Origin of the sequence: Neorhizobium sp. T7_12 (genome assembly GCF_002968535.1) — a bacterium.
GTDB lineage: Bacteria > Pseudomonadota > Alphaproteobacteria > Rhizobiales > Rhizobiaceae > Neorhizobium > Neorhizobium tomejilense.
Genome location: NZ_PVBK01000007.1, coordinates 165,497 through 188,537 on the forward strand (window position 1 = coordinate 165,497; position 23,041 = coordinate 188,537).

At 61.5% G+C, this 23,041-nt stretch carries 26 protein-coding genes; 10 read left to right on the forward strand and 16 right to left on the reverse strand.

Features of this window, described 5'->3' with window-relative positions:
• The first annotated feature begins 220 nt into the window (after positions 1-220).
• The gene (locus tag C5J26_RS17610; protein WP_105402925.1) at positions 221-1,711 is read left to right on the forward strand and encodes a leucyl aminopeptidase; all 1,491 of its coding nucleotides are present in this window, start codon (positions 221-223) and stop codon (positions 1,709-1,711) included.
• The gene (locus C5J26_RS17615) at positions 1,711-2,160 is read left to right on the forward strand and encodes a DNA polymerase III subunit chi (RefSeq protein WP_105402926.1); all 450 of its coding nucleotides are present in this window, start codon (positions 1,711-1,713) and stop codon (positions 2,158-2,160) included. The genes C5J26_RS17610 and C5J26_RS17615 overlap by 1 nt, the downstream gene beginning before the upstream one ends.
• Before the next feature lie 19 nt (positions 2,161-2,179).
• Here C5J26_RS17615 and C5J26_RS17620 read toward each other — a convergent pair whose 3' ends face one another.
• The 5 genes from C5J26_RS17620 to C5J26_RS17640 all read right to left on the reverse strand — a co-directional run bounded on the left by C5J26_RS17620 (position 2,180) and on the right by C5J26_RS17640 (position 7,712).
• Positions 2,180-3,031, reverse strand: a complete 852-nt coding sequence (locus tag C5J26_RS17620; protein ID WP_105402927.1) for a polysaccharide deacetylase family protein — start codon at positions 3,029-3,031, stop codon at positions 2,180-2,182.
• A gap of 149 nt (positions 3,032-3,180) precedes the next feature.
• A complete protein-coding gene (locus C5J26_RS17625) occupies positions 3,181-3,717 on the reverse strand; it encodes a TadE/TadG family type IV pilus assembly protein (protein WP_172745884.1) in 537 nt (178 codons plus the stop codon).
• Between the two features lie 65 nt (positions 3,718-3,782).
• Positions 3,783-4,292: a TadE/TadG family type IV pilus assembly protein gene (locus C5J26_RS17630; protein WP_172724448.1), complete on the reverse strand. Its 510-nt coding sequence runs from the start codon at positions 4,290-4,292 to the stop codon at positions 3,783-3,785.
• A 9-nt stretch (positions 4,293-4,301) separates the two neighbouring features.
• A complete protein-coding gene (locus C5J26_RS17635; RefSeq protein WP_105402930.1) occupies positions 4,302-5,660 on the reverse strand; it encodes a TadE/TadG family type IV pilus assembly protein in 1,359 nt (452 codons plus the stop codon).
• 168 nt (positions 5,661-5,828) lie between these two features.
• Positions 5,829-7,712 carry an ATP-binding cassette domain-containing protein gene (locus C5J26_RS17640; RefSeq protein WP_105402931.1) on the reverse strand — a complete coding sequence of 628 codons (1,884 nt, stop codon included), beginning with the start codon at positions 7,710-7,712 and terminating at the stop codon, positions 5,829-5,831.
• A 168-nt stretch (positions 7,713-7,880) separates the two neighbouring features.
• Between C5J26_RS17640 and C5J26_RS17645 the strand changes: the two genes are divergently transcribed.
• Positions 7,881-8,765, forward strand: coding sequence for a hypothetical protein (locus tag C5J26_RS17645; protein ID WP_172745886.1), 885 nt, complete (start codon positions 7,881-7,883; stop codon positions 8,763-8,765).
• An 82-nt stretch (positions 8,766-8,847) separates the two neighbouring features.
• On the opposite strand, the gene C5J26_RS17650 is transcribed toward C5J26_RS17645, so the two are convergent.
• Positions 8,848-9,561 (reverse strand): Crp/Fnr family transcriptional regulator, encoded by a 714-nt coding sequence (locus tag C5J26_RS17650; protein WP_105402933.1) that lies wholly within the window; start codon positions 9,559-9,561, stop codon positions 8,848-8,850.
• Between the two features lie 219 nt (positions 9,562-9,780).
• On the opposite strand from C5J26_RS17650, the gene C5J26_RS17655 reads away from it, so the two are divergent.
• Positions 9,781-10,500, forward strand: coding sequence for a hypothetical protein (locus C5J26_RS17655; protein ID WP_105402934.1), 720 nt, complete (start codon positions 9,781-9,783; stop codon positions 10,498-10,500).
• A gap of 131 nt (positions 10,501-10,631) precedes the next feature.
• On the opposite strand, the gene C5J26_RS17660 is transcribed toward C5J26_RS17655, so the two are convergent.
• The gene (locus C5J26_RS17660; RefSeq protein ID WP_105402935.1) at positions 10,632-11,666 is read right to left on the reverse strand and encodes a diguanylate cyclase; all 1,035 of its coding nucleotides are present in this window, start codon (positions 11,664-11,666) and stop codon (positions 10,632-10,634) included.
• 206 nt (positions 11,667-11,872) lie between these two features.
• Between C5J26_RS17660 and C5J26_RS17665 the strand changes: the two genes are divergently transcribed.
• A complete protein-coding gene (locus C5J26_RS17665; protein WP_105403016.1) occupies positions 11,873-12,562 on the forward strand; it encodes a glutathione S-transferase family protein in 690 nt (229 codons plus the stop codon).
• Between the two features lie 96 nt (positions 12,563-12,658).
• A complete protein-coding gene (ndk, locus tag C5J26_RS17670) occupies positions 12,659-13,081 on the forward strand; it encodes a nucleoside-diphosphate kinase (protein ID WP_007769585.1) in 423 nt (140 codons plus the stop codon).
• A gap of 91 nt (positions 13,082-13,172) precedes the next feature.
• Here the strand turns inward: ndk and C5J26_RS17675 are convergent, their stop codons facing one another.
• A complete protein-coding gene (locus C5J26_RS17675) occupies positions 13,173-13,673 on the reverse strand; it encodes a hypothetical protein (RefSeq protein ID WP_105402936.1) in 501 nt (166 codons plus the stop codon).
• Positions 13,670-14,218, reverse strand: coding sequence for a CGNR zinc finger domain-containing protein (locus tag C5J26_RS17680; RefSeq protein WP_105402937.1), 549 nt, complete (start codon positions 14,216-14,218; stop codon positions 13,670-13,672). The genes C5J26_RS17675 and C5J26_RS17680 overlap by 4 nt, the downstream gene beginning before the upstream one ends.
• Positions 14,219-14,278: 60 nt before the next feature.
• On the opposite strand from C5J26_RS17680, the gene C5J26_RS17685 reads away from it, so the two are divergent.
• The 3 genes from C5J26_RS17685 (at position 14,279) to C5J26_RS17695 (ending at position 15,891) form a co-directional block, all read left to right on the forward strand.
• A complete protein-coding gene (locus C5J26_RS17685; protein ID WP_105402938.1) occupies positions 14,279-15,175 on the forward strand; it encodes a branched-chain amino acid ABC transporter permease in 897 nt (298 codons plus the stop codon).
• 99 nt (positions 15,176-15,274) lie between these two features.
• On the forward strand, positions 15,275-15,505 hold the full coding sequence (locus C5J26_RS17690) for a type II toxin-antitoxin system Phd/YefM family antitoxin (RefSeq protein WP_105402939.1): 231 nt from the start codon (positions 15,275-15,277) through the stop codon (positions 15,503-15,505).
• On the forward strand, positions 15,502-15,891 hold the full coding sequence (locus tag C5J26_RS17695; RefSeq protein WP_105402940.1) for a type II toxin-antitoxin system VapC family toxin: 390 nt from the start codon (positions 15,502-15,504) through the stop codon (positions 15,889-15,891). The genes C5J26_RS17690 and C5J26_RS17695 overlap by 4 nt, the downstream gene beginning before the upstream one ends.
• A 23-nt stretch (positions 15,892-15,914) precedes the next feature.
• Here the strand turns inward: C5J26_RS17695 and C5J26_RS17700 are convergent, their stop codons facing one another.
• From C5J26_RS17700 to uvrC, 4 genes are all read right to left on the reverse strand, one after another.
• The gene (locus C5J26_RS17700; protein WP_105402941.1) at positions 15,915-16,373 is read right to left on the reverse strand and encodes a molybdenum cofactor biosynthesis protein MoaE; all 459 of its coding nucleotides are present in this window, start codon (positions 16,371-16,373) and stop codon (positions 15,915-15,917) included.
• 70 nt (positions 16,374-16,443) lie between these two features.
• A complete protein-coding gene (gene moaD / locus C5J26_RS17705; protein ID WP_046667845.1) occupies positions 16,444-16,701 on the reverse strand; it encodes a molybdopterin converting factor subunit 1 in 258 nt (85 codons plus the stop codon).
• Complete coding sequence (pgsA, locus tag C5J26_RS17710; protein WP_046605600.1) at positions 16,698-17,285, reverse strand: CDP-diacylglycerol--glycerol-3-phosphate 3-phosphatidyltransferase; 588 nt, start codon at positions 17,283-17,285, stop codon at positions 16,698-16,700. Before pgsA ends, moaD begins: the two co-directional genes overlap by 4 nt.
• 97 nt (positions 17,286-17,382) lie before the next feature.
• The gene (uvrC, locus tag C5J26_RS17715) at positions 17,383-19,422 is read right to left on the reverse strand and encodes an excinuclease ABC subunit UvrC (protein WP_172745888.1); all 2,040 of its coding nucleotides are present in this window, start codon (positions 19,420-19,422) and stop codon (positions 17,383-17,385) included.
• A gap of 682 nt (positions 19,423-20,104) precedes the next feature.
• On the opposite strand from uvrC, the gene C5J26_RS17720 reads away from it, so the two are divergent.
• Positions 20,105-20,740, forward strand: a complete 636-nt coding sequence (locus tag C5J26_RS17720) for an outer membrane protein (RefSeq protein ID WP_105402942.1) — start codon at positions 20,105-20,107, stop codon at positions 20,738-20,740.
• Between the two features lie 58 nt (positions 20,741-20,798).
• Here C5J26_RS17720 and C5J26_RS17725 read toward each other — a convergent pair whose 3' ends face one another.
• The 3 genes from C5J26_RS17725 to C5J26_RS17735 are packed head-to-tail and all read right to left on the reverse strand — an operon-like array spanning position 20,799 to position 23,013.
• Complete coding sequence (locus C5J26_RS17725; protein ID WP_046667913.1) at positions 20,799-21,395, reverse strand: glutathione S-transferase; 597 nt, start codon at positions 21,393-21,395, stop codon at positions 20,799-20,801.
• A 23-nt stretch (positions 21,396-21,418) separates the two neighbouring features.
• Positions 21,419-22,084 (reverse strand): ribonuclease, encoded by a 666-nt coding sequence (locus C5J26_RS17730; RefSeq protein ID WP_105403018.1) that lies wholly within the window; start codon positions 22,082-22,084, stop codon positions 21,419-21,421.
• A 50-nt stretch (positions 22,085-22,134) separates the two neighbouring features.
• The gene (locus C5J26_RS17735) at positions 22,135-23,013 is read right to left on the reverse strand and encodes a 23S rRNA (adenine(2030)-N(6))-methyltransferase RlmJ (protein ID WP_105402943.1); all 879 of its coding nucleotides are present in this window, start codon (positions 23,011-23,013) and stop codon (positions 22,135-22,137) included.
• Between the last annotated feature and the right edge of the window lie 28 nt (positions 23,014-23,041).

Sequence of the window (23,041 nt, forward strand, 5' to 3'; positions counted from 1 at the left end):
CGTTGGTCGTCGGGCGGCGCGACCCTAGAGCAAGACGCGTCGGATTTGAACAGGTGCCGGCTGCCGATAGAAGGGAATGTCCCCTCCCGAAATCAGGCTTTTTGACGCGCCGGAGAGGGAGCCCGCAACCGGGTTGACGCAGTTGTGACATCTCGCCCTTGCGCTTCAAGCCGAAACGGCGATGATCGCCGCGTTCTTTCGAAAGCCTCCTGGAGTCGCAATGTCCGTGAAATTCGATATCTCCTTCGCCAAGTCCGCCAAGATCGACGGCGGCCTTGCCATCCAGCTCAAACTAGCCGGCAACGGGCCGGCAGCGGGAGCTGCTGATGCCGATCCTGCCGGCATCGTGAGCCGGGCGGCGGAGATCGCGAAGTTTTCCGGCAAGTCGATGTCGACGCTGGACATTATCGCGCCTCAGGGGTCTCCCGCCGACCGGCTGGTCGTGCTCGGCCTCGGCAAGGCCGAGGCGCTGACCGCCTACGACTGGCTGAAGGCAGGCGGCATTGCCGCTTCCACGGTCAAGTCGATGACCAGGGTGGCGATCTTTACGGATGTGCCCGGCCTTGCGGTCGGCTCTGCCGAACTGGCCGGCTTCGTGCTCGGCATGCTGCTGCGGGCCTACAGTTTCGACACCTACAAGACAAAGAAGGGCGATGACGAGGACAAGGCGCCGAAGACGGTGAAGGTGACGATCGTCACCGCCGAGCCTGCGGCCGCCAAGAAGGCTTTCGCCGAATCCGAGGCGATCGCCGGCGGCGTGCTGCTGGCCCGCGAACTCGTCAACCTGCCGCCGAACGTGCTCGGACCGGTCGAATTCGCCGACAAGGCCAAGGAACTGGAGAAGCTCGGCGTCGAGGTGGAAATCCTCACCGAAAAGGAGATGAAGAAACTCGGCATGGGCGCGCTTCTTGGTGTGGCGCAGGGTTCGGTCCGGCCGCCGCGGCTTGCCATCATGCAATGGAAGGGCGGCAAGCCGAAGGATGCACCGGTCGCCTTCATCGGCAAGGGCGTCGTTTTCGATACCGGCGGCATTTCGATCAAGCCGGGCGCCGGCATGGAAGACATGAAGGGCGACATGGGCGGCGCCGCTGCCGTGATCGGCCTGATGCATACGCTTGGCGCCCGCAAGGCCAAGGTCAACGCGATCGGCATTCTCGGCCTCGTCGAGAACATGCCGGACGGCAACGCCCAGCGACCGGGCGACATCGTCACCACCATGTCGGGCCAGACGATCGAGATCATCAACACCGATGCGGAAGGCCGGCTGGTGCTTGCCGACGCGCTTCACTATTGCAACGATCGCTTCAAGCCGCGTTTCATGATCAATCTCGCCACCCTGACCGGCGCGATCCTGGTGGCGCTCGGCAATCTGCAGGCGGGCCTGTTCTCCAACGACGACACGCTGGCCGGCCAGTTGACCGGCGTCGGCGATGTCACCGGCGAGCGCCTGTGGCGCATGCCGCTCGGCAAGGAATACGACAAGCTGATCGATTCGAAATTCGCAGACATGAAGAATACCGGCGGCCGCAACGCCGGGTCGATCACCGCGGCGCAACTGCTGAAGCGCTTCGTCGGTGAAACCCCCTGGGCGCATCTCGATATCGCCGGCACCGCGATGAACTCGCCGTCGAGCGAGATCAACCAGTCCTGGGGATCCGGCTACGGCGTCCGGCTGCTGGACGAACTCGTGCGGGCGCATTACGAGAGCTAATGACTGAAGTCCTGTTCTACCACCTGACCGAATCGATGCTTGAGGAGGCGCTGCCGGCGCTGCTCGAAAAGAGCGTCGAGCGTGGCTGGAAGGTGGCGGTACAGACGAACGGCGATGTGCGCCGGGATTTTCTCGACGCGCATCTGTGGACCTTCCGCGAGGACAGCTTTCTCCCGCATGGCACCGACGCCTCGCCGATGGCCGAGGCGCAGCCGGTGCTGCTGACCTCCGCTGCCGAAAACGGCAACGGTGCGACGGTTCGTTTTCTGGTGGATGGTGCCGAGCCGCCGCCGATCGCCGACTATGACCGGATCGTCTTCATGTTCGACGGCTACGATACCGTCCAGCTCGATAACGCCCGCGCCCAGTGGAAGAAGCTGAAGGGCGAGGGGCATGCGCTGACCTACTGGCAGCAGTCGGAAGAGGGGCGCTGGGTCAAGAAGGCCTGACCCCCGCGCATTCTTTCCCTCAGTTCAACCAGGCCATCATCATCGACGAATTGCTGTGGCGCAGGCGAACGACCTTGTAGCCTTCGGCGCTCAGCTGGGTGAGCAGCGCCGGCAGCATGGCGGCCGTGCGGGCATGGATGTCGTGCAGCAGGATGATGCCCTTGCCGTGGGCGCGCAGCGAATTCATCGTGCGGGTTGCGACGGCGGCCGGCGAGACGCCGAAATAATCCTTGGAATCGACCTGGACGTCCAGCACCACCATATTGTTCGAAGCGACCCACTGGCGCAGGCGCCTGGTGTCGGCGAGATAGGGGAAGCGGAAGAAGCCGGCATCCTCATGGGTGACGCTGGTCACCGCATCGCGCCCCTTTTCAATTTCGGCCACGGCCGCATCGAAGGAAAGGTTCTGCAGGTCGGCATGACGATAGGTATGGCTACCGATCGTGTGGCCCGCATTGACCACCTTGCGGGCGATCTCCGGATGGGCCTTGGCCATCTGCCCGACCATCAGGAAGGTCGCCTTGACGTCGTATTCGTCGAGGATGGAGAGGATCTTCTCCGTCTTCTTCGGCATCGGGCCGTCGTCGAAGGTCAGCACGACCTCCTTGTCGGCAAGCTTCAGGTCGGAAAGCGACGAGGCGGTGAGGGTGCGGCCGGAAAGGCTGCCCGGATTGTTGAAACGCCCCCAGGCAACGGGCGTCAGCGCCACCGGCGAATCCGCCTCCGCCTTTTTGGGCGATTTGGACGAGGAAAGCCCCTTGGCGGGTGCAAATGAAGTGGCAAGCGAGCCGCTCTCGGTCTGGCTGCGGCCGGCGCAGGAGGAAAGAAGGCACGCGACGGCGGCGGCGACACAAAGGACGCGGATAAACATGGGAGCGACTCGGCTAAAAAGTGACTAAGGAGTTGAAGCGACGTCACATTCGCCGATTATGGTTAATGGCTGGTTATGATGGGGTGTCCACCCAATGCAGCTTGCGAAACGGCCGCAAGGACGGCTTCTGCCGCGTTGCAGGTCCTGCCCTACTTCTTGGCGATTTTGTCGCCGACCCGCGGGCGGGAGATCGCCTTGCCGACGAAGCTGTACTCGCCTGAGCCGGTGACTGCGGAAAACAGAGAGGTGAAAGGCGTCGCCATTGCATAATTCACCTGCACGACGACGAGCTGCACATTGCTTTCGATCAGATCGGCGGGGATTTCGAAGGCGGGCGGATCCCCGGATACCTGCGCGTTTGCTTGAAAGGCCGACGACCAGTTGACCTTCGCGTTGCCTGCGGCGTCGAAGTCGACGAGGGCGACCTGGATTGCGAGTGCGCTGCTGTCGAAGGGAATGAGAATGGAGGCGGTCCCTTGGAGAAGGGTATTGAGCTCGCTGTTGCTCCAGCTCGTCTCCTGGGAGACTATGTCGCTCGCCACTTCCGCAATCTGGTTGATCTTCCGCTTCACCATTAGGCCTTCTCCGAGATCGACGGTGCCCGCGAACAGCAGCGCCATCACCGGCAGAAGCAGGGTGAACTCGATGCCAGACTGGCCTTTGCGGTCGGCGAGCAAAGCCCGCATGCTGCTTTCGCGCCGGTTCCCTTGCCTGTGGTCGGGATCATGCCTTGGTACCATCGTGCGATGTCTCAAAAGGGTTCATTTCTGAAAACCACGGAAGCCGAGAGCACATAGGTGCCATCGGCGAGCGTGTTGACGTCCGCGCCGATCGCGGCCAGCAGGCTGTCCCAGGGAAGGAAAGCCTGGATCATCACGTAGTCCCCCGACGCGGCCGGAGAAAAGCTCTCGGTTACGGAGAGAACGCCGCCGCTGACCGGCGACGTGAAGCTCATCGACGAGAAATCGGACATCGTGGTGGTCGTGACCAACAGTTCGTCTTCGCAGCTGAACGCGAGCGCCATGCCGTCGCAGACATTGCTCTTGAAAGTGGCGAGATCCCAGCCGTTCGAATGGGCGCTGCCGACCCGGACGGAACGGGCGGCCGTATGCAGGGCCGAATCGAGCGCGCTGTCGACGAAGAACATCAGCGCCATATCGAGAATGCAAAACAGGAAGACGAAGAATGGCAGGACGAGCAGTGCAAACTCGACCGCGGCCGTTCCCTGCTCGTTCCGTAGGAGGGCTCTGAAACGGTGCATCGCCGTCATCTAGTTTGTCAGCCTTACCTTGGAGAGATATTGCTTGAAGAGCGAGGACAGGCCGTCCTCGATTTCCTCGGCCGAGTTCGCCTGCAGGAAAAGGTCGCCGCTCGTTGCGCATTCTTCGAGCGCTTTGGGGATATAGGCTGTCCGCGTACTGCTGCTCTTGCCGGAAGCGACACTGCCTCCCCAGATCGAGCTGAAGCCGCTGCTGCTCATGGTCTTGCCGAGCGTCGCATTGTAACCCCAGTCCCAGGTCATAGGCAGGTATTCGGTGTATAGAACGCCGATTGTGGCGTCGAGGTCCTTCACCTGCTTGCACCATTTGGAATTGATCGGCGTGACGACGGTCTGCAGCGAGCCCTTTGCCGTCGGAGAGCGAATGCCTGAATTGCCTTGCAGCACCCAGTTGCGCTCGGACTGGACACCGTCCGTCAGAACCAACACCAGTTTCAGCGGCGCATCCTTGGTGGCGCCGTCTCCGGCCGTTCCGATCATGGGCTTGAGGGCCGTCAGGGAGTAGTCGAAATATGTCGCCTCTTCGGACGTCGCGCTCGTCATCCCGCTGGTTTTGTCGTTCAATTTCGTCCGGGCCGTCGAGGTCGAGAAGGTGGGCGACAATACCTGGGTCGTGGTCTTGCCAAGGGTATAGAGGCCGACCCGGATGCGCTCATGGGCGGCGTCTGCCGTGTCGATAAGGTCCAGAACTTCGCGCGCGGCGTCCACCGAGACATCGGCCCGCAGCTTGATGTTCATCGCGACCGACAGGTCGTAGACGTTGCTGTAGGTCTTGCCTTTGTAGGCGAAGGGCGACCCTTCCGGCGTATGGCACGCAAAGGCGCAGTTGGCGGGTGACGACATCAGGCTGGACTGACCGGCGCTCGTCGCCGCGAGCAGCATCGAAGCGGATTTGTCGAGTACGATATGGACATCGAGATAGGCGCGGCCGGGACCTTCGACCGATGAGGCGGTGGCGACGCCGACGTCATCTATGCCTGCAATCTTGAGTAGCGTCGTGGGCACTGTAGCACGGGCTGTCGCCGTGATCTTGTTGTTCGATGTGTCGATGTCGATCTCTTCGAGCGTGTAGCCGCCGCTCCCGAGATCGGTCTGGGCAGCGAACCACTCCTGGATGCGCTTCTTGAGCGCGGCATTGTCCAGTGTTCCCACGCTTTTCACTGCGCCGAGCAAGGCGGAATCGAGATCGGCCTGCATCTTCGAACGAGCGTTATAGGCCCGCACGTAGTCGAGGCTGGCGCCGACGGCGGTGATCAGCGGCACGAGCAGCAGAGAGAACATGATGGCAATATTGCCGCGGCGATCCGCGAGCAGGCCAGAAATAGCGAGAAGCCGCCGCGGATTGGACATAAGGCCTGAAAATCATCCCTGTGAATAATCGGCCGATATTATAATGCATTCCTAATTTAATGATTAATCGCATTGCGGGTGCCGGGTTCGGCGATTTCCCCCGCCACACCGCCGGGGACATCGTTGGCCTGGTCGGCTAGGGGATCAGTATTCAACCGCCGAGCAAAGTCAGCTCGCCATCGCTTCTTCGTACTCCGACGACAACATCAGCCATTCCTCCTCGGCGGACGAGAGTTTTGCGGCGGCTTCGCCGCGTTCCTTGGCTTTCTGGGCGGCCTTGGCGGGGGCCTTTTCGTAGAGGGCGGGGTCGCCAAGTTCTTTATCAAGAGCCTTGACCAGTTTCTCCAGCTTGGCGGTTACAGCCTCGATTTCGTTGATCTTTTTCTTGAGCGGCGCGAGCGAGGCGCGCTTTTCGGCATTCGCCTTGCGCTGGTCCGCCTTGGAGGAGAGATCTTCGGTCAGCTCAATTTTTTCTTCTTTTTTTTTACCGGAGCTGACGATCAGGTTGCGGTATTCCTCCATGTCGCCTTCGAAATTCGACACGGTGCCGTTGTTGACCAGCCACAGGCGGTCGACGGTGGCCTCGATCAGGTGACGATCGTGGCTGATCAGGATGACGGCGCCTTCGTAGTCGTTGAGCGCTTCGATGAGCGCCCGGCGGCTGTCGATGTCGAGATGGTTGGTCGGTTCATCGAGGATCAGGAGGTTTGGCGCGTGGAAGGCGGCAAGGCCCATCAGCAGGCGCGCCTTTTCGCCGCCCGACAGGTCTTTTGCGGCCGTCGCCATCTTTTCCGTCGCAAGCCCCATCTGCGCCACGCGGGCGCGAACCTTGGCCTCTGGCGCATCCGGCATCAGCCGGCGCACATGGGCAACGGGCGAATCCGCCGGCACGAGATCGTCGAGCTGATGCTGGGCGAAGAAGCCGATCTTCAGGCTCGGCGCCAGGCGGATATCGCCGCTTTCCGCCTTGAGGCGACTGGCGATGAACTTGGCGAAGGTCGACTTGCCGTTGCCGTTCGAGCCGAGCAGGGCGATGCGGTCGTCGTTGTCGATGCGCAGCGTGATGTTCTTGAGGATCGGCTTGCCCGGCTCATAACCGACGGCGGCGTTCTGGATCGCAACGATCGGCGAGGCGGGCTGCTTTTCCGGCTCGGGAAAGGTGATCGGCTGCACGTGATCCTCGATCACCGCGGCGACTGTGCCCATGCGCTCCAGCGCCTTGACGCGGCTCTGCGCCTGTCGGGCCTTGGTGGCCTTGGCCTTGAAGCGGTCGATGAAGCTCTGCAGGTGCTTGCGGGCCGCCTCGTTCTTGGCCTTCGCCTTGGTCTGCAGTTCGTCGGCCTCGGCCTTCTGCCGCTCGAACTGGTCGTAGCCGCCGCGGTAGAAGGTCAGCTTCTTCTGGTCGAGATGCACGATGGCGTTGACCGCGTTGTTGAGGAGGTCGCGGTCATGGCTGATGATGATGACGGTATGCGGATAACGCCGGATATAGTCCTCCAGCCATAACGTGCCTTCGAGATCGAGATAGTTGGTCGGTTCGTCGAGCAGCAGCAGGTCTGGCTCGGCAAACAGGACGGAGGCGAGCGCCACGCGCATCCGCCAGCCGCCGGAAAACGACGAGGCGGGACGCGACTGGGCTTCCTGGGAGAAGCCGAGACCGGCGAGAATGCTGGCCGCGCGCGCCTCTGCCGAATGCGCATCGATATCGACGAGCCGCATCTGGATGTCGGCGATGCGATGCGGATCGGTGGCGGTCTCCGCCTCCGCCAGCAGTGCAGCGCGCTCCTTGTCGGCGGAAAGCACGATTTCGATCAGCGAATCATCGGTGCCCGGCGCCTCTTGCGCCACCTGGCCAAGCCGGGCGCTCTTTGGATAGGAGACCGAACCGGTCTCCGACCCCAGCTCACCGGTGATAACCTTGAACAGCGTGGATTTGCCGGCGCCGTTGCGGCCGACAAGCCCCGCCTTGGTGCCCGCGGGAAGCGTCACGCTGGCATTGTCGAGGAGGAGACGCCCGGCGATGCGGGCGGAAAGTTCGGTAATCGTGATCATGGCGGCGGTTTTGGCCGAAACACCGTTTGTTGGCAAGGGCGCCGATGGACCGGTATTTCGCTGTTCCGAGGGAAACAGAAGAAAATTACACGCTCTGGTAGATCGTTGAGGCGGCGCCGCCGCGGGTCGCGATGGTGCGATCGAACTTCGATCGGGAGAGCGAATGTCATGAGGGTAACGAGATTGACGTGGTCGATGCTGCTGTCGGCATCCGCACTGATGACGCCGCTCAGCGCCGGGGCGGTGGAGTTTACCTGCTGGAGCCCTGGCGGTGCCATGTTGGCGGGCGCCGACGGCGGCTACTGGACTGCGGAGCGGATCGCCAACGCGATTCCATTTGGGGAGACACTTGGCCGGGGCGAGGGTGGTCTCTCCGAACAACGGCGCGGCCTCAAGGATACCGAGGCGGAGCGCGCGCCGATCAATGAAGCGCCCTATAAGTTTGGAGGCAAGCTGCTGTTTACGCTCGGCGGCATCGATTACGAGGCCAGCGCTCAGTTTGTCGCGGACGACCGGATCGTCATGGGTGCCGCCCATTCCGCCTGGGGCAACGGCAACCAGGCCACCAATATCCGCTTTTATCAAGGTTATGCGGGCGGTGGTGGAACTCTCTACCAAATCGACCGGGTGGCAGTGCTGTTGCGCTGGACCGAGGTGTCGGGCAACCCGCCGAGCATGGCGCGGTCGCAGTTCGACTATTCGGTGATGCGCACCACCCAGGCGTCCGCCGTCGGCAAGTATGAACTCGGCATCGCCGGGGCTGGGGCCGGCGACGATGTCACGATTACCGGTTATCCCGGAAGGCTCGATGGCGGCGAATACATGTATCGGGAAACGGCCCGCATCACCGTGCAGGCCGGCACCGCCTACGAAGCCGGCCCGCATCCCATGTATGGAGGTGGCGCAAGCGGCGGGGCGTGGTTCGTGACCGCCAACAACGTCCATAAGGCGGTCAGCCTCGTCTCCAGCGGCGCGCCGGACCGCGTCTACGGGCCGAGCTTCACCCAGGATACCGCTGACCTGATCGCGATCGTCAAGAACGGCTGCCCGTAAGCCGCCGGATCCGGCCGGGCGTTGGGGGCGGCGTCCGGGCATCGCCGCACTGGTCCGGTGCCCGCAGAGGCATCCGCGTCATTCAGGCCGCAGGGTCTGAATGACGCGAGATGATCTGCAGCGATCTCTTGTTGAAAATGACGATGCGGTGCTGCCGCACGCCGATCAGCCGTTCGCTTTTCCAGGCCTGGAGTTGGGCGTTGATGCGCGGTCGGCTGGCATTGATGAGCTGGCCCATGCGGCTCTGGGATATCGGTTTTTCGATGAGGATGCCGTCGCTGGTCGACCGCCCGTGGGAGGCGCCGAGATTGAGCAGCAGGCGCGCAAGGCGAATCTCCAGCGGGTAAAGCGCCATTCCCTCCGCAAACATGATGGTGCGGTGGAGCTTTCGGGCGATCGTCCGCATCAGGTATGAAGACACCTGCGGGATCGCCGAGAGTTCGTTGAAGGTTTTCCGGTCGATTTCGAGCAGCCGCGTCGCCCCGCATATCACTGCGTTCGAGGAATGCCGGTAGTTGAGGGCGAACTCGATCTCGCCGACTGCGTCCCCCGATTGAAGTTCGGAAAAAATTACTTCATTGCCTTCCTCGGATATAAAATAAAGATAAATGCCGCCAGACAGTATAATATAAAGTGTATCGCAAGGATCTCCATTAAAAAATAGTGTTTGCCGATCTCTATATGAGTTTATATTTATTTTATTTGCGAACGTTGAGATTACATCGTCATCGGCAGTGCTGAATAGCTCTGTTTTCTTTATCTCGTCTGAAATCTTCATGTTTTTCATTGTTTTCATCTGCCCGCATCCACCCTGAAATCGAAAATATGGCTGCCGTCTGTAGGGTTGATATTTAGCAAAAATGCAAACCAGGGTTGTTACCTGTGTGACATATTTTCAGATTTAAATATCCTAGGTTGTGTTCGTGCAAATGATGCTCCGCGGAAGCCGGTGCTGTGAGCACAGATGCCGCCACCGCATGGTGTCGTGGCGGCAATCCAAATGAGGAGATGTATTATGACCATTTACATGGGGCCGAACGCGATCAAAGCCTTCAGCGGCCAGGCAGCCGGCCAGCCCTACAGCCTCACGGTTCTCAACGAAAACGCGAAATGGCAGCAGTTTGCCCTGTTCCAGACGATCCCGAAGATTATCGGGCCGTCGGTCGACCCCCTGTCGCTGGCCTGGATGGTCGGCGGCGCCGCTGCGGGTACCCCCGACAATCCGAGCACATCGTCCTTCAACTGGACGATCGATTATTCCGTGACGGTGGGCTACATCCAGGAACAGGGCTCGCCCAGCTCCCCGCGCTCCTTCCAGACGGCGAGCTCGGTCAGCGTCATGATCAACAATCAGAACTACGTGCCGGTGACCTATCAGGGGCCGTTCCCCTATGGCGCCCCCGGTTTTCCGGAGGGGACATCCGACTCTACGAAAGGCCTTATCCTCGCCCAGGCCGACGGCACCATTCCGACCGTGCCCGTGCAGGCCAGCAAGAGCGTCTACCTGAGTGTCGGCATCGCCATGGCCGACAAGCCGACGATCGCGGTCCAGCTGGAGCCCGGCCTCCTGTACCAGTTCACGCCGAAGCCGAAATATTACATCCTCGCCGGCTCTTTCGTTCAGGGACAGGTGATCGACACCGCGACGTCTTCGGCGGCCTACGAGGTGAACTTTGCCGGTGTCACGGATGTCTCCGTTCGGTTCACGCAGCAGAACCAGTTCGTGCCGGCATAATTCCGCTGGCCTGCTGGCAGGACAGGAGGGTGGCCGTCGGACGTATCGCTATCGGCCACCGATCTTCATTCGCCGAATAGAGGCCGCGGGAAACCGCGGCCTCTTCTGTTTTGGATAAAATCCTGGCCGTCTCAGGATGACCGTTTCGGTGCCTCGCCGTGAAGCGCGACGATCATTCGCGGATTGGCCTTGGCCGTTTCGAGCGCCGTGCCGGCCTGGAGGCGGAGTTCCTGCGGTGAAAAAGCGTCCGCGGTGAGAGCCGCGCCGACCGAAAGACCGATCCCGCTCGTGCCATCGGAGGCGGCGAAGACGAGATTGTCGGTGATCGAGGCGATCAGTCGCTCGGCGATCGGCTGCACGCTGTCGCGGCTGACGTCGCGGAAGACGAAAGCAAAATCACCCTTGCCGATGCGCGCCAGGAAATCGTTCTTCTTGATTGCCTTGCGGAAGATCGAGGCGGCCTTCTTGATGATCCGGTTGACGGCGGGATCGCCGTAGGTGCGGGCGAAATGCGGCAGGTCGGTAACCGTCACCAGGAAGAGGGCGGTATCGCGGCTGTCGGCATCGACCCCGTAGAGTGCCTCCAGCCTTTCGGCGAGCGCCGCATGGTTCGGCAGCGAGGTCAGCCGGTCGCGCAGCGTCACCGAGCGGGCAACGGACGCCTCGCGTTCGGCCTTGACGAGACGATCGGCACCGGCGCGAAGAATGGCTTCCAGTTCGGTTTCGGCGACTACGGCATCGGACAGCGAGACGCTCAGATATTCGATCTCGGCCAAAATATCCTCAGGCCCCGCCGTGCTGTCCTGGCGCAGGCTGCGGGCGACGGTTTCCAGAACCCGGCTGAAACCCTTCTTTTGGGTGACGCCGCTTGCCATCTTGTCCCGGAGTTCCAGCAGCAGCTTTATTTCCTGATCGCGACCCCTGGCGGGCATGAGCGCCACGAAAGCCGAGAGCTGATGGCGCAGCCCCATCTCGTCGAGCACCGTCTGGGAAGGCCCGGCGGAAAGCGCCAGAACTTCGCGCGAAAGGGCGGGGTCGCCGCCCAGCAGCGCTTCGTGGAAGAGCTCGTAGTTGCGCGGCAGGCCGCTCACGTCCAGCTTCGCCATGAGCTGGACGACAGCCTGCAGGCCGCGATCCTGTCCCGTTCGCATCGCTTCGCCCGCCATGTCTCGTCCTCACAATTGTTCGATCGTGCGACAAGCCATGCGGGACCGGTTTTAACATTTGCTAAAACGGGCCGGATTGCCCGTGGTTACGGTTAAGGGATCGTCGAAATGGTCGATCGACTGCGACCCATGAAATTTCCTGATTGGATTCAAACGAGAATTTGCTTTCAATATCGCTGGCCGAACGTTCAAATCAGGAGCCTGCCGTGACCCGTATTCTCTACTCGCTCTGCGGCGCCGACGAGAGCCGCCCGTTTTCGCCGCATTGCTGGAAAGTCGTGCAGGCGCTCGCCCACAAGGGCCTGGATTTCATCGAGAAACCGACGCCGTTTACCGAGATCCCCAGCCTCGAAGGCGGGTTTTCGAAGACGGTGCCGATCCTTCGGGACGGCAACGAGCTGATCCGCGACAGTTTCGAGATCGCGCTTTATCTGGAGGAGACCTATCCGGACCGGCCGACGCTGTTCGGCGGCCCGGCCGGCAAGGCGCTCGCCCGTTTCGTCGAGGGTTTTTCCCAGATGGTGGTGCATACCGCGATCACCAAGATTGCGGTCAAGAACATTCACGACATGCTCGGGGAGACGGACCAGGTCTATTTCCGCGCCAGCCGCGAGGCTCGGCTCGGCAGGACGCTCGAAGAGATGGAAGCGAGCCGCCAGGCGGAGATCGACGGTTTCTCGCCGAAGCTGGAGCCGATCCGCCACGCCCTGAAATATCACGACTTCATCGGCGGCGACGGCCCGCTTTTCGTCGACTACATCCTGTTCGGCGCGCTGCAGTGGATGCGCATCACCGCCGGCACCAAGGTGTTTTCCGATGACGACCCGGTGGGGTTGTGGTTCGAGCGCTGTCTCGACCTGCATAATGGCGTCGGACGCAGTGTGACAGCGGCGTGAAATTGCCCGAACCCCCTTGTTTCCAGCGAAAGGGGCGGGTAAAGACCGCCCACTTTCCCCCTAGTCAGGGGGCCACAGGAAACGAAGGATAGAACAATGGCGATTGAACGCACGTTTTCGATGATCAAGCCGGATGCCACCAAGCGTAACCTCACGGGCGCCATCACCAAGGTGTTTGAAGACAATGGCCTGCGCGTCATCGCTTCCAAGCGCGTCTGGATGAGCAAGCGCGAGGCAGAAGGCTTCTACGCCGTTCACAAGGAACGTCCGTTCTTCGGCGAACTGGTTGAAGGCATGACCTCCGGCCCGACCATCGTCCAGGTTCTGGAAGGCGAAAACGCCATCCTGAAGAACCGCGAGATCATGGGCGCCACCAACCCGGCCAACGCCGACGAAGGCACCATCCGCAAGACCTTCGCGCTCTCGATCGGCGAGAACTCGGTTCACGGTTCCGACGCTCCGGAAACCGCCGCCCAGGAAATCGCCTACTGGTTCTCCGAAACCGAGATCGTCGGCTGATTTAAGCCCCGTCTCGTCGGAAGAAATTGATGAAACCGGGGTTTTGGCCCCGGTTTTTTCGTTCTGGGATATTCGGCGGGCGTCTACCGCTTCAGGCCGGGCAGTCGTCGTCCCGCCCGTAGTCCACCGTGCCATCCGGCTTGAAGACGTCCGGGTTCCGCTCGTAGCCGGCTCCGAGCACCAGCGGCTTGCTGGGAAGCACCGACTGGTCGACGTCCGAGACGAGCTGGGTCTTCAATTCCTGCAGCGTCCGGCCGCCCGCATCCACCAGCCGGATATCCACGGAATAGGGCTTGTCCTTGCGCACGCAGCGGACGTTGGGACTTTGCAGGGTGATCTTGTTCCAGGTGGGGAAGATTTTCTCACTGATGACGATCGGATCGCCGCCGGCGGGATCGTCGAATCTGGCGATCGCCACCGTTCCCTCCGGTATCGGCCCCGTCTTGTTGAGCGTCACGAGATAGGTGGCGCTGGCGACCCGGTAGTTGAACACGAAGATATGCCCGCTCACCTCGACCAGCTTTTCCGCCTCGCGCTGGCATGCGACAAGGGCGAGGGCTGCAAGGCTGAGAACCATAAACCGGCGCATCATGACCCGACCTCCTTTTTCCTCCGATGATAATGGCGGCTGGCTTTGACCCGGTTGCCGCACACCGCCATGTCGCACCAGGTACGGCTGCGGTTGCGGCTTCGGTCGATGAACAGCCAGCCGCAACTGCCGCAGATCTTCATCCGCGAAATCTCTTCGTCGGCAAGCAACCTGAGCGCCGAATGGGCGGTCGCCGCCTCCAGCGAATTCCTCTCGGCACGGCGCAGGATGGCCGCCGTTGCTTCGAGGAAATCGGCAAGCAATGCCTGCGCGTCGTCGCCACGAACACGAGCGCGAAAATAGCGGTCTATCGCTTCGCGCAGCGCGATGAACGGCGCGTGGTTCTCGGCCTGGACAGGGGCGAGATCCTCGAACAGCGCCCGCTCGGCCGAGAATTTTTCGGCTGCTTTCGGAAAGGTGTGCATCTGCTGCGGCTCGGTGAACCGGTCGATGCTGCGCTCGGGATCGAAGCGCAGGATGACGCTGTTGGCGACATCCAGCGCCAGTGCGCCACCAGCAAAACGATGCGGGGTCCATGAAAAGCTCATGCGATATTATAACTGGCAAAATGCGATTGACCAGTTATATTCGCCGCTATCGGAGCGCCCATGGCCTATCTCTTGCAGCAACTGGCGAATGCGGTTCCGCTGGCGGCGCTCTACGCGACGCTTGCCTTCGGATATGCGATCGCCTTTGCCGTGACGCGAAGGGCCGACATCACCTATGGCGCGATCTTCGCCTTTTCCGGCCACCTCTACCTGCTCTTCGCCCATTTCGGCTGGAACCGGCTCTGGCTGATCCTGCCGGCCGCATTGGGACTGGGCGCCGCGGCCGGTATCGCCGGCGGCATCGGGGCAGGGGTAACGATCGGGCAGGTGGTCATGCGCCCGCTTGCAAAGATCTCGCCGAATGCGGTGATCGTCGCCTCGCTCGGCGCGCTGATGGTGCTGATGGAGGGCGCCCGGATCGCCGCCGATACCCGCGAACTCTGGCTGCCGCCGTTCCTCAACGATGCGGTCGTCTTCTGGCACGCGGACGGCTTTCCGGTGACCCTGACGCTGATCCAACTCGTCAACGTCGCCATCATGCTGGCGGCCATCGGCGCGGGTTATCTGGTGCTGGCGTGCACCCATTGGGGGCGCATGTGGCGGGCGGTCTCGGACGATCCGCTGGCGGCTGAGCTCTCCGGCACCAATTCCGCGCGGGTTTTCGTCACGGCCTACGCGGCGGCGGCATTCTACGCCGCCATCTGCGGCGTGCTCGCGACCTCCCACTACGGCACGATGGATTTTGGCGCCGGCCTGCTGTTCGGCCTGAAGGTTGTGCTGATCGCCGCGGCCGGCGGTCATTCCAATCCCCTGCGTGCCGCCGCAGGCGCGGCCGTCATCGGCTTTGCCGAAACCCTCTGGAGCGGCTACGGCCCGATCGTCTGGCGTGACCTGGTGATCGTCGCCTTGCTGGTCATGGTCTTGGTGATGAGCCGCCGGGAGCGGGCGGTGCCGTAATCACCGCCACTTGTCGCGCAGTAGATATTCCCAATGCAGCACGACTGGATTTTACAAGACGAAATAGCTATCTTAGTCAAGTTAGCTAAGGGAGTTCCCATGCAGTTCACAGTCCATGCAGCCAAGACCAATCTGTCGAAACTTATCGAGCTGGCGAAAACTGGCGAAGAAGTGGTGATTGCAAAGGGGAAAATCCCGGTCGCGAGGATCGTTGCAGTTCCGCAGAGCAGCTTCACCATCGGTTTGCTGAAGGGCAAAGTCGATGGCGGCCCCGACTTCTTCGAACCCATGGCCGAAGATGAACTCGATCTTTGGGAAGGCAAGGTTTGAGCGCGATATTGCTCGATACCCATGCCTGGGCCTGGTCATTGACCGGCGATGAGCGGCTGTCGGAGAAGGCTGGGGCGGCAATCCTGGACGCGGACAGCGTATTTGTAAGCCCTATCAGCTTTTTTGAGATCGGCCAGAAAGTGCGGATCGGTAAATGGCCTCAGATGGCTCCTTACGTCGATGATCTGCCGGCATTGTTGGAAAAGCAGGGAGGTCGGGCGGCGGCGCTGACATCTCAGATATGCCTGCATGCCGCCGTGATGCCCTGGGAACACCGTGATCCGTTCGATCGGCTTCTCGCAGCAGGCGCTTTGCAAGCGTCCATTCCGCTCTTATCCGCCGATGAGATATTCGACACGGTTCCCGGCTTAACCCGCCTGTGGTGACGACCAGAGTATCTCCGCGGCGATCACCGCCACTTGTCCCGCGCAGTGTCGTCCGCGTCCTTGGCAGCGATCCAGTCGCCTTGGGCGCCGTCGGCGGCGTGTTCCTTCTTCCAGAAGGGCGCTGAGGTCTTCAAAAAGTCCATGACGAAATTGGCGCCGTCGAAGGCCGCCTGACGGTGGGGGGCGGTGGCGATGACCAGCACGATGTTTTCGCCTGGCATGATCTTGCCGAAGCGGTGGATGGCGGTGAGGCCGAGCAGCGAGAAGCGCTCGATCGCCAGTTCCCCGATGCGAAGCATCTCCGCTTCCGCCATGCCCGGATAATGTTCGAGCTCCAGCGCCGACAATGCACCCTGTTCGTCGCGGCAGAGGCCGGTGAAGGTGACGACGGCGCCAATATTCTTGCGGCCGGCGGTGAGGGCGGAAATTTCGGCCTGCAGATCGAAATCGGCGGATTGGACGCGGACGGTGGGAACGGTCATGGGCAACCTCTTACTCTTTCCGCTGGGGAGGAGTGGGTTGCTCTGCAACTGGCGCCGGCCCCAGTCATTATCACCCTCCGGTCATCGGCGGAAAGATGCCGATCTCGCGCGCACCGGCGATCGGCTCGTCGTGTTCGGCATGTTCCTGGTTGATGGCGACGCGGATGACGTCGGGAAACTGCAGCGCGTTCTCGTATTCCTCGCCGAGCGTCGTCAAATGCGCGAGCAGGTCATTGACCGTGACGACGCCTGCCGGCAGGTCGAGATCCTCCTCGGATTTGCCGATCCGTTCACGCACCCAGGCGAAATAGACGAGTTTGACGGTCATTCTTCGTCCACCAGATGTTTGACCCCGGCCTTGAAGTAATCATAGCCCGAGTAGAAGGTCAGGATCGCAGCGAGCCAGAGAAGCACGATGCCCATCTGGGTCGTGTAGGGCAAGATTTTGTCGCCGGCAGGCCCGGCAAGCAGGAAGGCGATCGACACCATCTGGATCGTCGTCTTCCATTTGGCGATGCGCGTGACCGGCACGGAGACCTTCAGCGCAGCCAGATATTCCCGCAGGCCCGACACCAGGATTTCGCGGCAGAGGATGGTGATTGCCGCCCAGAGCGACCAGCCGGCGATCGTCTGGTCGGCGGCGAGCAACAGCAGCACTGCGGCGACCAGCAGCTTGTCGGCGATTGGATCGAGCATGCGGCCGATATTCGACGTCTGGTTCCAGATGCGAGCGAGATACCCGTCGAGATAATCGGTGATCGAGGCGACGGCGAAAAGCACCAGCGCCGTCCAGCGCGCGACATCCGAGCTTTCAAGCTGCCCCTCGATGAAGAAGCAGCCGACGATGATCGGCACCGCCACAATGCGCGCATAGGTCAAAAGGTTGGGAATATTGTATGCGCGCGACGCCATGGGGAGCCTTCCGGATGTTTGCTCCTAGTTGATGTGTTGAGGCCAAGGCGTCAACAGGGTCTAGCGGCTTTTTTGCAGCCGATGGCGTCATGCCGATTTAGCCAGCCCTGTTCTCGTGGAAATGGTTGTAGATCTGTTTGGCCACGGCCTCAGAAATGCCCTCGACCGCCATAAGGTCAGTGAGGCCAGCGCGCGACACCGCCTTCGCCGTGCCGAAATGCTGCAGGAGCTTGCGCTTGCGGCCGGGTCCGATCCCGGAAATCTCGTCGAGCGGGTTCTTGACCATCTCCTTCTTGCGCCTTGCCCGGTGCGAGCCGATCGCGAAACGATGGGCCTCGTCGCGCATGCGCTGGATGAAATAGAGGACCGGATCGCGCGGCGGCAGCGAAAAGTCTGACCGTCCGTCGGCGAAGAACCGCTCGCGGCCGGCGTCGCGGTCGACGCCCTTGGCGACGCCGATCGCGGTCACCACGTCGCGGATGCCCAGTTCGTCGAGAATGGCGCGCACCGCGCTCATCTGCCCCTGGCCGCCGTCGATCAGGATCACGTCCGGCCAGGCGGGGAAGGCGGCATCTGCCGCATCCTCGGCGCTGGCCGCCGCTGCGGCGGTGCGGTCGGGAATGCCCTCTTCCTTGAGCAGGCGCGAGAAGCGGCGGGTCATCACCTCGCGCATCATGCCAAAGTCATCGCCGGGGGTGATGTCGGTCGATTTGATGTTGAACTTGCGGTACTGGCTCTTCACGAAACCTTCCGGCCCCGCGACGACCATGCCGCCGACCGCATTGGTGCCCATGATATGCGAGTTGTCGTAGATCTCGATCCGGCGCGGTACGAAGGAAAGCCCGAAGGTCTCGGCAAGCCCCTGCAACAGGCGCGCCTGCGACGAGGTTTCGGCAAGCCGGCGGCCATGCGCCTCGCGGGCGTTCGCCAGAACATGGTCCGTCAGGTCCTTTTTCTCGCCCCGCTGCGGCACGGAGATCGTCACCTTGTGGCCGGCTTTTTCACAGAAGGCCTGGGCGAGCAATTCCTGCTCCTCGACGGTCTCGGACAGCAGGATCTGCTTCGGCACCGGCTTGTCGTCATAGAACTGCGCCAGGAAAGCGTTGAGCACTTCCGGGCCTGAAAGCTGCGGATCGGCCTTCGGGAAGTAGGCGCGGTTGCCCCAGTTCTGGCCGGTCCTGAAGAAGAACACCTGGATGCAGGAGAGACCGCCCTCGTTGTAGATGGCGAAGACATCCGCCTCCTCGACGCCGGCCGGGTTGATGCCCTGGTGGCTCTGGACGTGGCTGAGCGCCGCCAGGCGGTCGCGATAGACGGCGGCGCGCTCGAAATCCAGGTCCTCGGAAGCTTCCGCCATCTGGCGGGCGATCGCCGACTTGACGTTCTGGCTCTTGCCGGAGAGAAAATCCTTGGCTTCGCCCACCAGCGCCGCATAACCCTCGTCGCTGATCTCGTGGGTGCACGGCCCCGAACAGCGCTTGATCTGGAACAGCAGACAGGGGCGGGTGCGGGTCTCGAACACGCTGTCGGTGCAGGTGCGCAGAAGGAAGGCGCGCTGCAGCGAGTTGATGGTGCGGCCGACGGCGGCAGCCGACGCGAAGGGACCGAAATAATCGCCTTTGCGCGCCCGCGCGCCGCGATGTTTGAAGATCGCCGGAGCCCGATGGTCGCCGGTGATCATGATATAGGGAAACGACTTGTCGTCGCGCAGAAGAACGTTGAAACGCGGCCGCAGGCGCTTGATGAGATTGGCTTCAAGCAGCAGCGCCTCGGTCTCCGTCCGCGTCGTGACGAATTCCATATGCGTGGTTTCGCGCACCATCTTGGCGATGCGGTTGGAATGGACGCGGCCTTGCGCATAATTGCCGACGCGCTTCTTGAGGCTGCGCGCCTTGCCGACGTAAAGCACATCCTGCGCGTCGTTGAACATCCGGTAGACGCCCGGCGCATTCGGCAGGTGCTTGACGAATTCGGCGATCAGGTCGGCGCCCTTCAGCCCCGTCTCGTTCTTCCAGCCCTCGTTCCAGTCGATCGACGCGGCAGGGCCTTGGCTCGGTTCTGCCACGAGCACATCGTCGTCGTCTTCTTCCGTCTCGTCATAGAGAACGCCGCCGTCGGGCAGCTTCGTTCCGTTCATTCCATAGTCTCCGCCGGATATCGACATCCGGCCATCACCGATTCGAACCGTGCGCCCAAGACATGTGCCGGAGACCGGCAGCTTGTCAAAATATTGCGCTGAAGCGGCCTGATTCCCTGCACGAAGGCCGCTGCCGGAGAAATAGTGTGTCGAGGCAGATTTTGAAAGCGCCGGCGAGAATTCCGCCCCGTGCTCTTGACTAAGGCCCAAATGGCCATTCCGGCGGTGGAATATTTAAGGCAGAAATCCGGCGGCAGGCGCCACCGGCTCCGGCGGCCCGCCTGCGGAGAGGAGAAATACGTGCGTGTTTCAGCTCAGATCTTGGTTTCTACCAGCGCCCGATCCGGTTTTGCTGCGAATACAAGTCGAACTCGGCGAGTCGCGCCCGCGTCGGTTCGCGCCGCCAGGTGTATTGACTGAGTTGTGCTTTGGATTTAAGAAGTAATTTATAAATGTAAAAAGATTTATATTTAAAGTAAGCATTGCTTAAGGTTAATCAAATGTGTGTTGCGATACAGCAACATCAAATTTTGGCCTTCTGTGTGCCACAATCAATTCACATTTCGGCTCTTTCTATTCCTCAATTGACCTCCACATTCCGTCTCAGCGGGCAGGGAACAAATGTGTCGCCAACCATGTTGTCGCGGCGAATTCCCGGCGCAGCAGTAAAAGGAGAAAATGTATGCGTACTCTCATCGCAACTCTGATGGCCTCGGCAGTCAGCTTCATCGCCATCTCTGCGGCCAATGCCGCTGATGCCGTCGAACAAATTCCGCAGGCCCCGGTTGCAACCGAAGAGCCGGCCCCGGCTGCCAGCTGGCAGGGTTTCTATCTCGGTGGTTATGGTCAGTATGACTGGGGTCGCTTCGGTAGCGTCGACCGTGACGGCCAGTTCGGCGGCGGTGCCTATACGGGCTACAACTTCCAGAGCGGTTCGATCGTCTACGGTGTCGAAGCAGACGTCGGTTATAACGGCACGAAGAGCACCACGGATGACGGCTTTGAAGGCAAGGCCGGCTGGAACGGCTCGGTTCGCGGCCGCGTCGGCTACGACCTCAACCCCTTCCTGATCTACGGTACGGCCGGTGTCGCCCTGCAGGACAACGAACTGAGCGACGCGACTTCGTCCGAAAACAAGACCGCCGTCGGTTACACGGTCGGTGCCGGTGCCGAAGCCTTCGTCACCAACAACATCACCGCTCGTGTCGAATACCGTTACACGGATTTCGGTTCGGACAGCTACTCGCTCGATTCCGGTTCGGTTTCGAAGGGCTTCGACGATCACAGCGTCAAGGTCGGTATCGGCGTGAAGTTCTAAGTTCGATAGCCTTAACAGGCTGGGGAAAGCCCGGGCTTCGGCCCGGGCTTTTTTTGTTTCAGGCCGCCGATTTCATGGCAGTGTAGGAGGCGAAGCGCTTGGTGAAGACATCCGGCCAGGAGGCGAGCTCAGGCCGGCCTTCGGCCCATTGCCCGTTGAAGCGCAGATCGAGGTAACCGATCAACGCGGCCAGCGCGAAATGGCCGCCATGCAACTTCTTGCCGGTTTTCGGCAGGTTGTTCTCCAGGTGATCGAGGCCGCGCACCACCTTGGCCCATTGTTTGTCGATCCACGGCTGGTGGACCTTGTCCTCGTCGCGCGAGCGACGCTCGTAGACGATCGCCAGCAGGCAATCCATCATGCCGTCGCAAAGCGCTTCCAGCACCTCCGCCTCGGTGCGCTTCGCATCCTTCTTCGGATAGAGCTTGCCGCCCGACTGGCGATCGAGCCAGTGCATGATCGCGATGCTGTCGTAGATCGGCGGCTCGCCATCACGGATCAGGACCGGGATCTTGCCGAGCGGGTTGTTGCTCACGAGTTCCGCCGGGGCCGCATTGGTGTCAGTCTTCACCTCGGTAATCTCGATGCCGAGATGGCGCGCCGCCATGCGCACCTTGGCCGAATAGGGCGAGGCCGGGGAATACAGCAGCTTCATGGTCTTGTCCTTCTCGATAAATGTCATCTTGCCGGCGGCAGAGTGATCTGGCTGATCCGGCAGCCGTCACGATCGACTTCGGCGCAATCGCGGAATTGCAGGTCCTTGCTGAGGCAGATGCGCACTTCCTCCAGTTGCCGGCCCTCGCAACTCGTCGAAATGCCGCGCCGGCTCATGCCCGGATTGGCGGCGAGGAACTTCTCTTCGATCTGGTCGGCCGACAGCGTCAGGGCCGAGTCGCCGCGGGACAGGTCGGCGGGCAGTTTGACCCGCGAAAAGGCGTCACGCAGCTTGCCGAAATAATCACGCTGACTGAGCCCCGTGCAGCTTCCGTGCTTGCGCCACTGATGGCCGATCAGTCCCATCGACGGCATGATGTCGAAGAGCGGCTGGCCGAGCGATTGCGGCACGCGGCCCGGTTCCTTCGTTTCGCAGAAATCCGGATAGCCCTTTTCGTATTGCGGCCACAGCCCGTGGACGATGAAACGGAAATCCTTGTCCGTGCTGCATTGCTGGTCGTTCTTGCCGCCGCTCTGCGAAGCGCAGAAGGTCGGCGACCAGGAAAGCGACAGGACGTAGAAATCGAACTGCCCCGCATGATCCTGCCGATTGTCCGATCGGCGCTCCTGGGCGGAGGCAGTGGACGCGAAAAGTGCGAGAAAAAGGAAAGCGATAAATCGGTTGGTCATCGGCCGGCCCCCTGCAATGCGCGGCACCATGGGCGGGAAGCCTCGCCCGGTCAAGACTCCGAATCGAGGTCGCTGTCGACGGTCTCACCGGTCAGCCAGAAGGCGCGCTGCGAGGCGAACCGGTCCTGCGCCAGGATGGTTTTCAAGGTCGGCAGAAGCGCGTGCAGCTCCTCCTTCAGTGTGAAGGGTGGGTTGACGATGATGAGGCCGGAGCCGGACAGCCCGGTCGTCTCGCGGTCGCTTTGGACGGTCAATTCTGCGCATAGCATTTTCGGGATTTCCAGCGCCTTCAGCTCGTCGTGGAAGGCCCTGAGCGGCGCACCCTTCTTGATCGGATACCAGAGGCAGAAGGTGCCGCTCTGGAACCGGCGCCATGCGGTCGACAGGCCTTTCACCAGCCGCCTATATTCGCCTTCTTCCTCGAAAGGCGGATCGACGAGCACGATTCCGCGCTTTTCCTTCGGCGGCAGATGGGCGCCGAGCGCCAGCCAGCCGTCGAGTTCGGTGGCGCGTACCTGGAAATCGCCTTCGAACAGATTGTGCAGGCGGTTGAAATCCTCCGGATGCAGTTCCATGGCCGACAACCGGTCCTGCGGGCGGAACAGCATGCGGGCGAGTTTCGGCGAGCCGGGATAGAGTTTCAGCGCGCCGGTCGGGTTCAGTTCCCTGACCGCCGTCAGATAGGGCTCCAGCAGGTCCGCGACCTTTGCCGGCAGTTCCGCTTCCATCAGCCGGCCGATGCCGTCGCGCCATTCGCCTGTCTTCTGCGCCTCGTCAGAGGAAAGGTCGTAAAGCCCGATACCGGCATGGGTATCTAGCATGCGAAACGCCTTGTCCTTGTTCTGGGCGTAGCGGATCAGCCGCGCAAGGATCGCGTGTTTGAGGACATCGGCAAAATTGCCCGCGTGATAGATGTGCCGGTAGTTCATCGTTGCTGGTGTCTCGCTTGAATTAAAT